Origin of the sequence: Aeromicrobium sp. Leaf272 (genome assembly GCF_001422865.1) — a bacterium.
GTDB lineage: Bacteria > Actinomycetota > Actinomycetes > Propionibacteriales > Nocardioidaceae > Aeromicrobium.
The window spans coordinates 173,855-187,197 of sequence record NZ_LMMY01000013.1 but is presented as its reverse complement, the minus strand read 5'-3'; the positions used below and the strand labels follow the sequence as shown (position 1 = coordinate 187,197).

The window sequence follows — 13,343 nt, the reverse complement described above, 5'->3', positions numbered from 1 at the left end:
CGTGAACCCCGACGGACCCCCGCTGGACGGGCCGAGCATCATGCGCCAGACGTGGGCCGACATCGCCTTCGTGCACTGGGCGGTCGACCCGTCGACCGTCGAGCGATTCATGCCGCCCGGGGTGCGCCCCGACGTGCTCGACGGCAGCACCTACGTGGGCCTCATCCCCTTCCGGATGCAACGTGCCGGGTTCGGGACAGGGCCCGCGGTGCCGTGGCTGGGCACGTTCCACGAGACCAACGTGCGCCTCTACTCGGTCGACGACGCAGGCCGCCACGGCGTGGTGTTCCTGTCGCTGGAGTCCTCACGGCTGCTCGTGTCGGCCCTGGCCCGGATCGTCTTCGGCACGCCGTACACCTGGGCCCGGATGCGGGTCGACCAGCACGACGACCGGCACCGCTACACGTCGCGTCGTCGCTGGCCGGGGCCGCGCGGGGCGGGCGGGCGGATCGAGGTGCGCCCCGTCGAGCCGCTCCACGAGCCGAGCGAGCTGGAGCACTTCGTGACCGCCCGGTTCGGGCTGCACACCCGGGTCCTCGGCCGGACCTGGTGGGTCCCCAACACGCACCGGGCGTGGCCGCTGCACCGCGCCGAGCTGGTGTCGATCGACGACACCCTGGTCGAGGCGGCCGGCCTTCCCGGGCTGGCGGCCACGGAGCCGACGTCGGTGCTGTGGTCCGAGGGCACCTTCACGACGTTCGGGACGCCGCGCGGCGCCGTCCCTCGCCGGGCAGCAGCACTCGGGTGAGCACCACGCCCCACACCGCTGCGAGCGGGAACATCAGCAGACCGTAGACCGCCGCCGGCACCGAGATGTCGGTGTCGTCGAGCACCTCGACGGCCACGTAGATGGCCAGGGTGGCGTTGTGCACACCGATCTCGAACGAGCTGGCCACCGCCTGCGCCGGCGTGAGGCCGACGAGCCGCGGCACGAAGAACCCGACCACGAGGCTCACGACGCAGAACAGCGTGGCGGCTGCGCCCACCTGCGCCAGGTAGTCACCTGCGTCCGAGCCGGTGCTGGCCAGGATCCCGAGCACGAGGACCAGCAGGATCACGGCCGACGCGATGCGCACCGGCTTGTCGGCGCGCTGGGCGAAGCCAGGGCTCTTCGCGCGCACGAGCATGCCCACGAGCACGGGGGCGAGCACGACGACGAAGACCTCGACGACCTTGCGGAACTGCAGCGACACCTCGTCGTCGAGCCCGTAGTGGGCGATCGCGAGGTTGGTGATGAGCGGCAACGACCCGATCGCGATGATCGAGTTGATCGCCGTCAGGGACACGTTCAGGGCGACGTCGCCCCGGAACAGGTGGCTGTAGAGGTTGGCCGACGTGCCACCCGGCGACGCGGCGAGCAGCAGCATGCCGACGGCGAGCAGCGGGTCGAGGTCGAACGCGGTGACCAGGCCGAAGCAGACGACCGGCAGCACGACGAGCTGGCAGGCCAGGGCCACCGTGACCGCCTTCGGGTGGCGGGCCACGCGCCGGAAGTCGTCGGGCGTGAGCGAGAGGCCCAGCCCGAACATGATGATCCCGAGCGCGATGGGCAGCCCGACGGTCGAGAGCGCGGAGTCCATGGGCGAATCCTAGGAGTGATGCGGGTCACATCCTGGTCGGCGCTCCGGTCGATGGAGTGGTCCTGTCGGTCAGGGAAGGGCGTCGAGGATCGCGGGGATCCGCTCCCGGAAGGCCGCCACGCGGTCGCGCGTGCGCTGCGGCTCGCCGACCTTCTGCAGGTTCGCGATGCCTGCATCTCCCCGGGCGATGCCCGCGGCGATCCGCTCGCTGGCCGTCGTCATCCGCGCCACCACGGCGTCGAGGAGCGTCACCGGGCCCCACTCCCCGTAGGCCTCCACGACGAGGTCCAGACGTCGGGCGGTCTCCTGCGCGCCGATGTCGCGGTAGAGCGGGATGCCGGTCCAGACCAAGAAGGCGAGGTCGTCGATCGCACGCCCGGGGCCCGCCATGTCCCAGTCGATCATCGCGACGAAGTGGCCGCTCTGGATGATCCAGTTGTACGCGCCGGGGTCGTGGTGGCAGATGATCTGGTCGGCCTCCAGGAGCACCGGCTCGTCGCCGGTGCCGCGCCACCGCAGCGGCTCGTCGGGGCGGAAGTCCTCCACCAGGTCGTGGTACTCACGCAGCCACGTGACCGCCTCGACCAGCACCGTGTCGAGCACGACCTCCTGGTCGACCGGCACGCCGCGACCCTCGACGTAGCTGAGCACCTCGCGGCCCTCCTCGTCGAGGCCCTCGACCCGTGGCACACCGCCGAGGCCCTCCGCGGCGAGGTGGTCGAGCAGGGCGTGGACGGCCGGCGTCCAGGGCCCCGTGGGGCGGCGGACGGTGCGTCCGATGCGGATCGCTCCCCCGACGGCACCCGGCAGGTACTCGACGTCGGCGCTTCCTCCGTCGTCCGGTCCCGTGTCCTGTGCGTCGTTCACGTGGCCCATCGTGGCACGCTGTCTCCCGTGGCTCACGGACACGCGCACTCCCTCGACGACCTCGACGTCGGCCCGCCCCGCCGGGGCCTGGCCGCGACCCTCGCCGTCGTGGTGGGGGCCATCTCGCTCGTGGCGGTCGTCGCCATGGTCATGCTGTGGCCGTCGGCGTCGGAGGTCCCGCGCGACGCCAACCCGCTGAGCGGCGAGGGTGTCAGCCTGGTCGACGCCACCGTCACCGCCGTCAAGCCATTCGACTGCGGCTCGGGTGGCGTCGGTCCCGACAACCTGCCCACCGTGGCGGGCGACTGCGCCAACGTGACGGCCGAGACCGACGCCGGCGACGCCTCGTTCGTGCTCGACTCGGCGCGCTTCCAGGCCGGCATCGACGTCGGCGACGACATCGAGGTCATCCGCATCGCGCCCGCGGGCCAGGAGGCGACGTTCGAGTTCTACGACTTCCAGCGCAGCTTCCCGCTGCTGGCCCTCGCCATCGCGTTCGCCGTGCTGGTCGTGGCGGTCGCCCGCTGGCGTGGCCTGTTCGCGCTCGTCGGCATCGGCGTCACGCTGCTCGCGCTCATGCAGTTCATCCTCCCGGCCCTGCTGGCCGGCAGGTCCGCGCTCCCGGTGGCGATCGTGGGCTCGACGGTGATCATGACGCTCGTGCTGTACCTCGCGCACGGGGTGAGCATCCGCACCACCAGCGCCCTGTTCGGCACGTACTTCGGCATCGTCGCCACGGCGCTCATGGGCGCGCTGGCGACCGACTGGTCGAGCCTGACCGGCATCGGCTCCGAGGACGACCGGACGCTGGTGGCCACCGTGCCCGACCTGTCGATGTCGGGGGTCGTGGCCGCGACGATGGTGATCGCGGGGCTCGGCGTGCTGAACGACGTGACCGTGACCCAGGCGAGCGCGGTGTGGGAGATGCGCGCGCTCCAGCCGACCGCCAATGCGGCCAAGCTGTTCACGTCGGCCATGCGGATCGGCCGCGACCACATCGCCTCGAGCGTGTACACGCTCGTGTTCGCGTACGCGGGCTCGGCGATGACGGTGCTGCTGCTCATCACGGCGTACTCCCGGCCCCTGGGCGAGATGGCGTCGACCGAGGAGCTGGGCCAGGAGATCGTCCGCACGCTCGTGGGTGCCATCGGACTCGTCCTCGCGGTTCCCGTGACGACCGCGATCGCCGTCGCCCTGGCCCCCGCGGCCGAGGACGAGCCCGAGCACGCGGGCGGCCACCGCCGCGCCCCCGCCTGACTCTCCCCACCCCCACCCCGCGTTTCGACGCGTTCGGGTCTGCGTCGGACGAACCGACGCAAGCGCGTCAGGACGCGGGCCGGAGCGCGGTGGCGTGCGTACCCTCAGAACATGGAGTGGGTCGGGATCGTGCTGTTCGCCGTGGCCGTGCTGGCCGTGCTGGTGCTAGCGCTGTACCTGTTCCAACGCTCACTCGACAAGCCCGGCGGCCGCGAGGGCCTGGGCACGATGGGCAACGGCATGGGCGTCATGGACAACTTCTTCAGCCCCTCGCGTGCCGACGCCAAGGAGGAGCTCGAGCGGCAGAAGCGTGCCGCCCACGTCATGCCGTCGCCCGACGAGGACGACGACGAGCGCCACGGCCAGGTCCGGCGCAACCCCGACGGATCGCCGCGTTCCATCCGGATCTCCCGCCCTCCGACGCACGACTGACGACGCCCGGACGACCCGGCTCCTCGGCGACCTCGTCCTGGGACGGTCGCCCCAGTCGCGGTTCTCAGGAGGCGGCCCGGGACGAAGGGCCCTACCGTCGAGGGATGCAGACCGCCCGCACGATCCTCGCGAGCACGATCGGCTTCTACGCGTTCATGGGCGCACAGGCCCTCGACGCGCTGCGGACCGGCTCCTCCCGCCGCCGCTGAGCCTCAGGCTCGTCGCGCGCCCATCGCCTCGCGCATCCCCCGCGTGGCCAGCTGGTCGGCCAGCTCGTTGTCGCTGACCCCGGAGTGACCCTTCACCCAGAACCACTCCACCTCGTGCCGGTCGCACGCGGCCTTGAGCCGCTGCCAGAGGTCGACGTTCTTGACCGGCTGCTTCGCCGCCGTGCGCCAGCCGTTGCGCTCCCACCCGGCGAGCCAGGACGTGATGCCGCTGCGCACGTAGGTGCTGTCGGTGTGCAGGTGCACCGTGCTCGGCCGGTTCAGCATCTCCAGCGCCATGATCGGCGCCGTCAGCTCCATCCGGTTGTTGGTCGTCGAGCCCGGCTCGCCGCCGCACAGCTCGCGCACGTGCGCGCCGTAGCGCAGCACCGCGCCCCAGCCGCCCGGACCCGGGTTCGGCGTGCATCCCCCGTCGGTGTGGATGGTCACGACAGCGGTCTGCAGGGCTTCGGTCGACATGGCGGGCCCATCCTCGCACCCGACGGCCGCGCGCGGGGGTGCGCACCGCCGGGGCGCGTAGCGTGGCGGTCATGAGCCTGCACACCGCCGACGAGCGGACCGTCCTGGAAGGTCTGCTCGACGCGCAGCGGACCGAGATCGCCCTGCTGCTCGACGAGCTCGACGACGCCGAGGCGCGCACCCGGCTCGTGTCGTCGATGACCACCGTCCTGGGCCTCGTGAAGCACGCGACGTTCGTGGAGAAGGTCTGGTTCCACTCGCGCGTGGCCGGCGTCCCGCGCGAGGACCTGCGCCTGCCCCGCACGCCGGCCGAGAGCTTCGAGCTGGTCGAGGACGACACCATCGAGTCGGTGCGAGCCGACTACGACGACGCCTGTGACCGCTCGCGCGTCGTGGCCGCCCAGCACGACCTCGACGAGACCTGGCCGTGGCACGACGGCCCGGTCTCCCTGCGGTACCTCTACGGCCACATGATCGCCGAGCTGGCCCGGCACGCCGGGCACGGCGACATCCTCGTGGAGCAGCTCATCGCGCGGCGCCCCGTCGGCACGGACTGAGCGTGATCGACCCGGTCGTGGCGCTGGCCGTGGTCGGCGCCGCGCACGCGGCGTTCCAGACCACGGTGTCGGTGGTCGTCTACCCAGCACTCGCCGCGGTCGGGCGCAAGGGCTTCGCCGCCGCGCACGAGGCGCACTCGAGGCGCATCGTCGCGCTCGTGGCCCCGCTCTACGCCGCACTCCTCGCCGTGGGCGGGTGGGCCGCGCTGGCCGATCCGCGCCCGCTCGTGCTGGCGGCGGTCGCGGCGCACGGCGTCGCCCTCCTGCTCACGGCCTCGGTCGCCGCTCCGACCCACGGACGGCTCGGGTCGGACGGCCCCACCCCGGCGCTGCTGCGCCGACTGGCCCGCTCCGACCTCGCCCGCACGGCCGCGGCGTGGACCGGCCTCGTCCTGTCGCTCCTCGCCCTCGGCTGACCCGGGCCACGCACGATTCTCCCTCTGCGCGATCAGGGCTTCTCCCTTCGCGTGGACCGTGCCGCGTGAAGGAAGCATCCTTGCCCGCGGCTGTGTCGCTCAGGCGAGGTGCAGGGGGTCTCCGACCGCGAGGACGCCGGGCGTCTCGACGTCGGCGTACACCGCCAGGCAGAGGTCACGCTCCGCGCCGAGGTGCTTCAGCAACGACCCCTCCGCGGAAGTCCCGTCCTGCGCGACGTCGACCATCCGGCACCGCGGGACCCGCTCGACGACGCGAAGGACCACGCTCCCGAGGGTGAGCGAACGACCCACCCAGGTCTCCTCGACGAACGGCTCGTCGGTGTCGACGACGACGTTGACGCGCAGCCGACGCGGGTCCGCGTCGACGCTCCACCGCTCGGCGCACCACGCGAGGGTGGCCGTGCCGACCAGCGACACCGCCCCCTGGTCCTGGTGCCCGACGCCCGCCTCCGGCAGCACCCCCACCGCAGCCTCCATGACGGTGCTCAGCTCGGCGTCGAGGACCGCGTCGCCCACGGTCCACGTGCCCGCCCCGCTCGACACGACCACCTCACCGGAGTCCGTGGTGCGCGCCGCGTGCTCGAACACCGCGTCGCGCCGACGGAAGCGGCGGCTGTCCTTGCCCGACGCGAAGCGACCGTCCTCGTCCTCCACGGCGTACCAGCGGTCGCCCACCAGCCCGCGGGCGTCGAGCTCGACGCTGCGCAGCGCCTCGCCACCCATCGACTTCACCGGGTAGCGACGCAGGGCGACCACCGTGGGGCGTCCCGCGTCGGAGGCGGTCACGGAGCCGTCGCCACCCGCACCCGGTTGCCGTCGGGGTCGACCACCTCGCAGTCACGCGCCCACGGGTTGTCCTCCACCTCGGCGCCGAGGTCGGCCGCGATCGCATCGACGTCGGGCACCCACAGGTAGACGAGCGACGGTCCGGGAGCGTCGCCCGTGTGCTCTGACAGGTACACCCGGCAGCCGTCGCGCACCACGCCCACGAACCGCGGGAACCCCGGCTCGAACACGTGGCGGAACTCCTCGACGAACCCGAGCCGCGCCCACCACGGCAGCGACGCATCGACGTCGGCGACACGCAGGATCGGGACGGCGGAGACCTTCTGACGGCTCATGGCGTCACCCTCACACGACGGAGATCAGTCGGTCCACAGGACGACGACCCGACGCCGCCCCGGCGACGACCTCGACGTTCCGCGTCACGGGCTCGATGGCTTGCCTACCTGGGGATCGCTGCGACCGGATCCGAGGCGTCCTCCACGGGAGGACCTTCCCGCGAACGACGGGCCGCGCGACCACGTCCGACTCGGCCGGATGGGCTGGATGGGCTGCGACCTACACGTTGAAGCGGAACTCCACCACGTCGCCGTCGGCCATGACGTACTCCTTGCCCTCCATGCGGACCTTGCCGGCCGACTTCGCTGCGGCCATGGACCCGGCCTCGACGAGGTCGTCGAAGGAGACGATCTCGGCCTTGATGAAGCCCTTCTGGAAGTCGGTGTGGATCACGCCGGCGGCCTCGGGGGCGGTGGCGCCCTTCGGGATCGTCCAGGCGCGCGTCTCCTTGGGCCCGGCGGTCAGGTAGGTCTGCAGGCCGAGGGTGTCGAAGCCGACGCGGGCCAGCGCGTCGAGGCCCGGCTCCTCGACGCCCATCTCGGCGAGCATCTCCGCCCGCATGACCTCGGCCTCCTCGTCGTCACCCAGCTCGACCAGCTCGGCCTCGCTCTTGGCGTCGAGGAACACGGCCTCGGCGGGGGCCACGATGTCGCGCATCTTCTGCTTGAGGGCCTCGTCGGCCAGCTCGTCGGCGTCGCAGTTGAAGACGAAGAGGAACCGCTTGGCGGTCATCAGGTGCAGGTCGCGCAGGAGCGCGAGGTCGAGCCCGGCGTTGAGCACTCCGGTGCCGGCCTCGAGCGCAGTCTGGGCCTTCTGCACCTCGGCCAGCTGGGCCGCGAGCGACTTGTCCTTGCGCGACTCCTTCTCGAGCCGCGGGACCGCCTTCTCGACGGTCTGCAGGTCCGCGAGGATCAGCTCGGTCGAGATGGTCTCGATGTCGCTGCTCGGGTCGACCTTGCCGTCGACGTGCGTGACGTCCTCGTCGCGGAACACGCGGGTGACCTGGCAGATCGCGTCGGACTCGCGGATGTGCGAGAGGAACGCGTTCCCCATGCCCTCGCCCTCGGACGCGCCGCGGACGATGCCGGCGATGTCGACGAACTGGACCGTCGCCGGGAGGATCTTGGCCGAGCCGTGGATCTCCGCGAGCTTCTCGAGCCGCGAGTCCGGCACGCCGACCACGCCGACGTTCGGCTCGATCGTCGCGAACGGGTAGTTCGCCGCGAGGACGTCGTTCTTGGTCAGGGCGTTGAAGAGGGTCGACTTGCCCGCGTTGGGGAGTCCGACGATGCCGATGCTGAGTGCCACGAGGAACCAGCCTACTGGTCCGGCTCACGCGGCCCGACGGCGCGCATCAGCCCCAGACCCGCACCCACAGGCGACGCCAGAAGCCCTCGGTCGCGGCCAGCTTGGCCCGACGTCGGCGCAGGGCCGCGGTCTCCCCGTCCGCAGCGCCGGCCCAGCCGCCGGTGGCCAGCCCGGTGCCCACGGCCTGCTCGGGCGACGCGCCGCCGACCATGGCCGAGCCCGCGCCCGAGAACTCGGCGAGCCGGCGGTAGCAGTCGCCGCACAGCAGCCGCCCCGACACGGTCTCGTGGGCGCCGGGACGCCTGCCGCACTGCGTGCAGGTGCTCATGCGGCGAACCTACTCCCGCTTCTCGGTGGCGTCGAGGTGCTCGGGACGCAGCGTGAAGTGCCGGCTGACCCCGCCGTACCAGGGGTCGTCGGGCACCTCGCCGAGGTCCTCCGCGCCGAGCCGCCGAGCCACCGCCGCCGACGGCGCGTTGTCGGGGTACATGCCGATGACGAGCGAGGCGTGTCCGGCGGCGAAGGCGCTGCGGGCGTGGGCCGCCGCGCCCTCGGTGGCGTACCCGTGCCCGGCGCTGTCGGGGTGCAGGTGCCAGCCCAGCTCGTACTCCCCCACGAACCCGCCGTCGATGCGCTCCATCCGCGACACCAGCACCGTCCCCGCCATCACCCCGGTCTCGCGCACCTCCAACGCGCGCCACGCCTGCAGCGGGTCCTCGGCCTCGCGAGCGTTGACCCGCACGACCCACGCGCGGGCGGCGTCGAGGTCGGCCATGGGCACGAACGGCGGGTTGTCGAGCCAGCGGATCACGTCGAGCCTGGAGAGGATCGAGAGCACCCTCGGGGCGTCCGCGTCGACGAAGCGGCGCACCGCGAGCCGCGGCGTCTCCACGCGCTCGGGGAAGTCCGACCCGGTGAGCATGGGCCCGAGCGTACGGACCCAGGTGCCACGATGGCCGCATGACCGTCATCAAGATCAACGCCATCACCGTGCCCGACGACGCCGGCGACGAGCTGGCCCACCGCTTCGCCGCCCGCGCCGGTGCCGTGGACGACGCCGACGGGTTCGAGGGCTTCGAGCTGCTGCAGCCCACCGACGAGCGCACCCAGTGGCTCGTCATCACCCGCTGGCGCGACGAGGACGCGTTCCAGGCCTGGCTGGCCTCGCCGTCGTTCGCGCACGGCCACCGGTCGGAGTCCGAGCGCGGTGGCGGCGACGCGCCCAAGCCGGTGTCGACCCACAGCGAGGTCTGGTCGTACCAGGTCGCCGGCGGATCACCCGGCAACCCGGCAGCCGACCCCACGGCCGGACCCGCCTGAGACCCGCCGTTCCAGCGCGCCGCCACGACTCTGTCGGTCCGATGCCCTAGCGTCACAGGCATGGCAGCCTCCGTGGCACCCTCGCCTGCCGGACTGGCCCGTCACGATCTCGGGGCCCGGCAGTCGATCCTGTTCGCCACGATGGCCCTCGCCGCCATCACCACGCTCGACGTCGTCACCGACGGTCGCCTCGGCCTGATCTTCTCCGTGGGCTTCGTGCTCGTCGTGGTCACGGTGCCGCTCGCGGTCGACGTCCGCTCGCTGCTGCCGGCCGGCGTCCTGCCGCCCGTGCTGCTCCTCGTGTTCGTGGGCGTCGTGGCGGCCGCATCGCCCGACGCGGTCGAGGTCTCCGGCCTGCCCGACGGCACCGGCTGGTTCGGACGCACCCTCACCGGCGTCATCGACCGCGGCGTCACGCTCATGGTCGGCCACGGACTGGCCCTCGTCGCGGTCGTGGCCCGGATCGTGACCGACCCCCACCACCCGCGTCGCGCGCGGGTCGCCCGTCCGGCCCGTCGCACGGTCTGACCCGTGGAGGAGTACCTGCGGCTCAACCGCGCCATGTGGGACAGCCGTGCCGCACGGCACGCCGCCGCGGCGTCCTACGACCTCGACCGCTACCGCCGTGACTCGGCCGCGATCAGCGACGTCGTCCGCTTCGACCTGCCACGGCTCGGCGACCTCAGCGGCCTCGACACGGTGCACCTGCAGTGCCACATCGGCACCGACACCCTCAGCCTGCACCGCCTCGGGGCCACCGTCACCGGGCTCGACCTCTCCCCCGCGTCGCTCGCGGAGGCCCGCGCGCTCGCGGCCGAGGTCGGCGCCGACATCGGCTACGTCGAGTCCGACGTGTTCGACGCACCGGAGGCGCTGGGCCGCGAACGCTTCGACCTCGTCTACACCGGCATCGGTGCGATCTGCTGGCTGCCCAGCATCGACCGGTGGGCCGCCACCGTCGCTGCGCTCCTGCGCCCCGGCGGGCGGCTGGTGTTCCGCGACTGCCACCCCATGCTCGGCACCCTCGACGTCGTGGACGACCGCATCGAGCTGGTCTACCCGTACGCCGAGCACGTCGAGCCCCTCGTCTTCGAGGACACCGCGTCCTACGTCGACCCGGCCGACCACACGCTGCCCGGGCTGCCGTCCCGGGAGTGGGCGCACGGTCTCGCGGAGATCCTCACCGCGCTCATGGAGCACGGCATGGTCCTCGAGACGGTGCTCGAGCACGACAGCGTGCCGTGGGTCGCGCTGCCGGGCCACATGACGCCGCACCCCGAGGCGCCCGGCGAGTACCGGCTGACCGAGCGGCCCGAGCGGCTCGCCGCCAGCTTCACGATCGTCGCGAGCCTCAGCCGCTGAGGGCGTCCAGCACCTTCTGCACCCGGCGGGCCCGGGTGTCGTCGCCCTTCGCGTCGGCCACGCTGCGCGCGTGCTCCTTGCGCCGCGAGGGGGCGAGCGCGTCGAAGGCGGCGCGGAGACCGGCGGACCCCAGCGCCTCAGCCAGCGCCGGTGGCACCTCGACCTCGCGCGGGGCGTCGTCGCGCCGGATCACCACGTCGACGGTCTGCCCGACCTCGACGCCCAACGTGGCGCGGGCGGCCTTGCTGAGTCCCACCAGGTTCTCGCCGCCCATCCGGGCCAGCCGCAAGGGCACCGTCGTCCCACCGATCGTCACGGCCACGGGGAACGCCTTCCCGTCGCCCAGCCCGGCCACCTGCTCGTCGGTGAGCACGACGGCCGCCGCCGGCCCGCGGGGCTCCAGCGTCGTGGTCATGCGCAGCTCTGTCATGGGTCCTCCTGGGGTCGGGGAGTCAGCGTAGGTCTCGTCCGCGTGGGGTTGCCAGGGGTCCGGGGGCTGCCTAGCGTGGACACGACCCGGCCCAGCCAGGGCCGACTTCGGGGGAAGCAGGTCGCACCATGACCGCACGCACGTCCGTCCGCCTCAGCACCGGCCTGCTCGCCGTCGGGCTGGCCACCACCGCGCTCGTCGCCACGACGTCGGCCGCCGAGGCCGGCACGCCGGCCCCGCGACCACCCTCAGGCTCGTCGACCGCCGTCGGCTCGGGTGGAGCCGTGTCGTCCGTCGACGCCGAGGCGTCCCGCGTGGGACTCGAGGTGCTGAAGCGTGGCGGCAACGCGGCCGACGCCGCCGTGGCCACCGCATCGGCGCTGGGCGTCACCGAGCCCTACAGCGCCGGGATCGGCGGTGGCGGCTACTTCGTCTACTACGACGCGAAGCGCAAGAAGGTGTCGACGATCGACGGCCGTGAGACCGCGCCCGCCGGCATCACCCGTGACGCGTTCATCGACCCCGCGACCGGCGAGCCCTACCCGTTCACGCCCGACCTCGTCTCGTCCGGCGTGGCCGTCGGCGTCCCCGGCACCCCGGCCACCTGGGAGGCGGCGCTGCGCGACCACGGCAGGTGGTCGCTGCGCAAGGCCCTGGCGCCGTCCATCGCCCTGGCCTCGAGGGGCTTCCGTGTCGACGAGACGTTCCGCAGCCAGACGCTCGACAACGCCGAGCGCTTCGCGGCCTTCCCCGCCACGGCGAAGCTGTTCCTGCCGGGCGGCGACGCACCGAAGGTCGGCAGCACGTTCCGCAACCCCGATCTCGCCCGCACGCTCTCGCTCCTCGCGGCGAAGGGACCACGCGCCTTCTACACCGGCGCGGTCGCCCGCGACGTCGCCCGCACCGTGCAGGCACCGCCCAAGGACCCTGCCGCCGACCTGCCCGCACCCGCCGGCTCCATGACCGAGCGCGACCTCGCCGGGTACCGCGTGGACCGCCAGGCGCCGACACGGGCCCGCTACCGCGGCCTCGACGTGTTCGGCATGGCGCCGTCGTCCTCCGGTGGCATCGCGGTGGGCGAGGCGCTCAACATCCTCGAGGGGTTCCGGCTCGGTGGGGGGCAGCGCCTCGGCACGTCGTTGCACCTGTTCCTCGAGACCTCCGCCCGGGTCTTCGCCGACCGCGCCGCCTACGTCGGCGACGTGCCGGGCGTGCCGACGTCGACGCTGCTCAGCCAGCGCTTCGCCGACTCGCGGGCCTGCACCATCGACCCCACCAAGGCGTCGAGCCGCCCCGTCGCCGCCGGCGCACTGGACGGCTCCGGTTGTGCCACGGTGGCCAACGAGGAGAAGCCCGACACCGAGAACATCTCCACCACCCACCTGTCCGTCGTCGACCGGTGGGGCAACGCCGCCTCGTACACGCTCACGATCGAGCAGACCGGTGGGTCGGGCATCACCGTCCCCGGCCGCGGTTTCCTGCTCAACAACGAGCTGACCGACTTCACGGCCGTCTACGACCCGAAGGACCCGAACCGCATCGAGCCCGGCAAGCGTCCGCGTTCGTCGATGTCGCCCACCATCGTGCTCGACCGTGGCCGCGTGAAGTACGTCGTCGGCTCGCCGGGCGGCGCCACCATCATCACCACGGTGCTGCAGGTGCTGGTGAACCGCATCGACCTCGGCATGACCCTGCCGCAGGCCGTGGCCGCACCGCGCGCGTCGCAGCGCAACGTCGCGGTGACGCCCGCCGAGCCCGCGTTCATCGAGCAGTACGGCTCGCTGCTCGCCCCATTCGGCCAGCAGCTCACGCCGTCGGGCGACGCCTTCACCTCGCAGGCCGAGATCGGCGCAGCCGCCGCGATCGAGCAGGACCGGCGCGGTCGGCTCATCGCGGTCGCCGAGCCCGAGCGCCGCGGTGGCGGCACCGCTCTGGTCGTCAAGCCCGACCGGCGGCGCTGAGCGCCGCGACCCGGGTCGGCGATT

Annotated in this window: 18 protein-coding genes; 9 read left to right on the top strand and 9 right to left on the bottom strand. The window is 72.8% G+C overall.

Features of this window, described 5'->3' with window-relative positions; translation table 11 throughout:
* Position 1: 1 nt before the first annotated feature.
* Positions 2 to 748: a YqjF family protein gene (locus ASF38_RS10145; RefSeq protein WP_235492902.1), complete on the top strand. Its 747-nt coding sequence runs from the start codon at positions 2 to 4 to the stop codon at positions 746 to 748.
* Here the strand turns inward: ASF38_RS10145 and ASF38_RS10140 are convergent.
* Together ASF38_RS10140 and ASF38_RS10135 are read right to left on the bottom strand one after the other, a co-directional pair.
* Complete coding sequence (locus tag ASF38_RS10140) at positions 690 to 1,580, bottom strand: bile acid:sodium symporter family protein (RefSeq protein WP_055964802.1); 891 nt, start codon at positions 1,578 to 1,580, stop codon at positions 690 to 692. The two genes, ASF38_RS10145 and ASF38_RS10140, sit on opposite strands and share 59 nt — an antisense overlap.
* 69 nt (positions 1,581 to 1,649) lie before the next feature.
* Entirely contained in the window at positions 1,650 to 2,447 is a 798-nt protein-coding gene (locus ASF38_RS10135; protein WP_235497642.1) for a phosphotransferase, read from the bottom strand.
* A gap of 27 nt (positions 2,448 to 2,474) precedes the next feature.
* Between ASF38_RS10135 and ASF38_RS10130 the strand changes: the two genes are divergently transcribed.
* Entirely contained in the window at positions 2,475 to 3,704 is a 1,230-nt protein-coding gene (locus tag ASF38_RS10130) for a YibE/F family protein (RefSeq protein ID WP_056553190.1), read from the top strand.
* A gap of 111 nt (positions 3,705 to 3,815) precedes the next feature.
* Positions 3,816 to 4,136: a hypothetical protein gene (locus tag ASF38_RS10125; RefSeq protein ID WP_056575676.1), complete on the top strand. Its 321-nt coding sequence runs from the start codon at positions 3,816 to 3,818 to the stop codon at positions 4,134 to 4,136.
* A 212-nt stretch (positions 4,137 to 4,348) separates the two neighbouring features.
* Here ASF38_RS10125 and rnhA read toward each other — a convergent pair whose 3' ends face one another.
* Positions 4,349 to 4,822, bottom strand: coding sequence for a ribonuclease HI (rnhA, locus tag ASF38_RS10120; RefSeq protein ID WP_056575675.1), 474 nt, complete (start codon positions 4,820 to 4,822; stop codon positions 4,349 to 4,351).
* Positions 4,823 to 4,893: 71 nt separating this feature from the next.
* Between rnhA and ASF38_RS10115 the strand changes: the two genes are divergently transcribed.
* Both ASF38_RS10115 and ASF38_RS10110 read left to right on the top strand, forming a co-directional pair.
* Positions 4,894 to 5,379 carry a DinB family protein gene (locus ASF38_RS10115; protein ID WP_056575672.1) on the top strand — a complete coding sequence of 162 codons (486 nt, stop codon included), beginning with the start codon at positions 4,894 to 4,896 and terminating at the stop codon, positions 5,377 to 5,379.
* Positions 5,380 to 5,381: 2 nt separating this feature from the next.
* Positions 5,382 to 5,795, top strand: a complete 414-nt coding sequence (locus tag ASF38_RS10110) for a hypothetical protein (RefSeq protein ID WP_056575669.1) — start codon at positions 5,382 to 5,384, stop codon at positions 5,793 to 5,795.
* A 99-nt stretch (positions 5,796 to 5,894) separates the two neighbouring features.
* Here the strand turns inward: ASF38_RS10110 and ASF38_RS10105 are convergent, their stop codons facing one another.
* The 5 genes from ASF38_RS10105 to ASF38_RS10085 form a co-directional block, all read right to left on the bottom strand.
* Complete coding sequence (locus ASF38_RS10105) at positions 5,895 to 6,602, bottom strand: MOSC domain-containing protein (protein WP_056575666.1); 708 nt, start codon at positions 6,600 to 6,602, stop codon at positions 5,895 to 5,897.
* Complete coding sequence (locus tag ASF38_RS10100; protein WP_056575663.1) at positions 6,599 to 6,937, bottom strand: glyoxalase superfamily protein; 339 nt, start codon at positions 6,935 to 6,937, stop codon at positions 6,599 to 6,601. The genes ASF38_RS10105 and ASF38_RS10100 overlap by 4 nt, the downstream gene beginning before the upstream one ends.
* 220 nt (positions 6,938 to 7,157) lie before the next feature.
* Positions 7,158 to 8,246: a redox-regulated ATPase YchF gene (ychF, locus tag ASF38_RS10095; protein ID WP_055964773.1), complete on the bottom strand. Its 1,089-nt coding sequence runs from the start codon at positions 8,244 to 8,246 to the stop codon at positions 7,158 to 7,160.
* Between the two features lie 46 nt (positions 8,247 to 8,292).
* Complete coding sequence (locus ASF38_RS10090; RefSeq protein ID WP_056575659.1) at positions 8,293 to 8,574, bottom strand: hypothetical protein; 282 nt, start codon at positions 8,572 to 8,574, stop codon at positions 8,293 to 8,295.
* Positions 8,575 to 8,583: 9 nt separating this feature from the next.
* Entirely contained in the window at positions 8,584 to 9,168 is a 585-nt protein-coding gene (locus ASF38_RS10085) for a GNAT family N-acetyltransferase (protein WP_056575657.1), read from the bottom strand.
* A 38-nt stretch (positions 9,169 to 9,206) separates the two neighbouring features.
* Here ASF38_RS10085 and ASF38_RS10080 point away from each other — a divergent pair, with 38 nt between their 5' ends.
* From ASF38_RS10080 to ASF38_RS10070, 3 genes are read left to right on the top strand one after another with little or no spacing between them, the layout of a single operon-like run.
* Positions 9,207 to 9,566: an antibiotic biosynthesis monooxygenase gene (locus tag ASF38_RS10080; RefSeq protein WP_056553214.1), complete on the top strand. Its 360-nt coding sequence runs from the start codon at positions 9,207 to 9,209 to the stop codon at positions 9,564 to 9,566.
* Positions 9,567 to 9,626: 60 nt separating this feature from the next.
* Positions 9,627 to 10,094 (top strand): DUF6542 domain-containing protein, encoded by a 468-nt coding sequence (locus tag ASF38_RS10075; RefSeq protein ID WP_056575654.1) that lies wholly within the window; start codon positions 9,627 to 9,629, stop codon positions 10,092 to 10,094.
* Between the two features lie 3 nt (positions 10,095 to 10,097).
* Complete coding sequence (locus ASF38_RS10070; protein ID WP_056575652.1) at positions 10,098 to 10,928, top strand: bifunctional 2-polyprenyl-6-hydroxyphenol methylase/3-demethylubiquinol 3-O-methyltransferase UbiG; 831 nt, start codon at positions 10,098 to 10,100, stop codon at positions 10,926 to 10,928.
* On the opposite strand, the gene ASF38_RS10065 is transcribed toward ASF38_RS10070, so the two are convergent.
* Positions 10,918 to 11,358, bottom strand: coding sequence for a YdeI/OmpD-associated family protein (locus ASF38_RS10065; protein WP_056575649.1), 441 nt, complete (start codon positions 11,356 to 11,358; stop codon positions 10,918 to 10,920). The two genes, ASF38_RS10070 and ASF38_RS10065, sit on opposite strands and share 11 nt — an antisense overlap.
* A 128-nt stretch (positions 11,359 to 11,486) precedes the next feature.
* Between ASF38_RS10065 and ggt the strand changes: the two genes are divergently transcribed.
* Entirely contained in the window at positions 11,487 to 13,319 is a 1,833-nt protein-coding gene (gene ggt / locus ASF38_RS10060; RefSeq protein ID WP_056575645.1) for a gamma-glutamyltransferase, read from the top strand.
* Positions 13,320 to 13,343 lie beyond the last annotated feature (24 nt).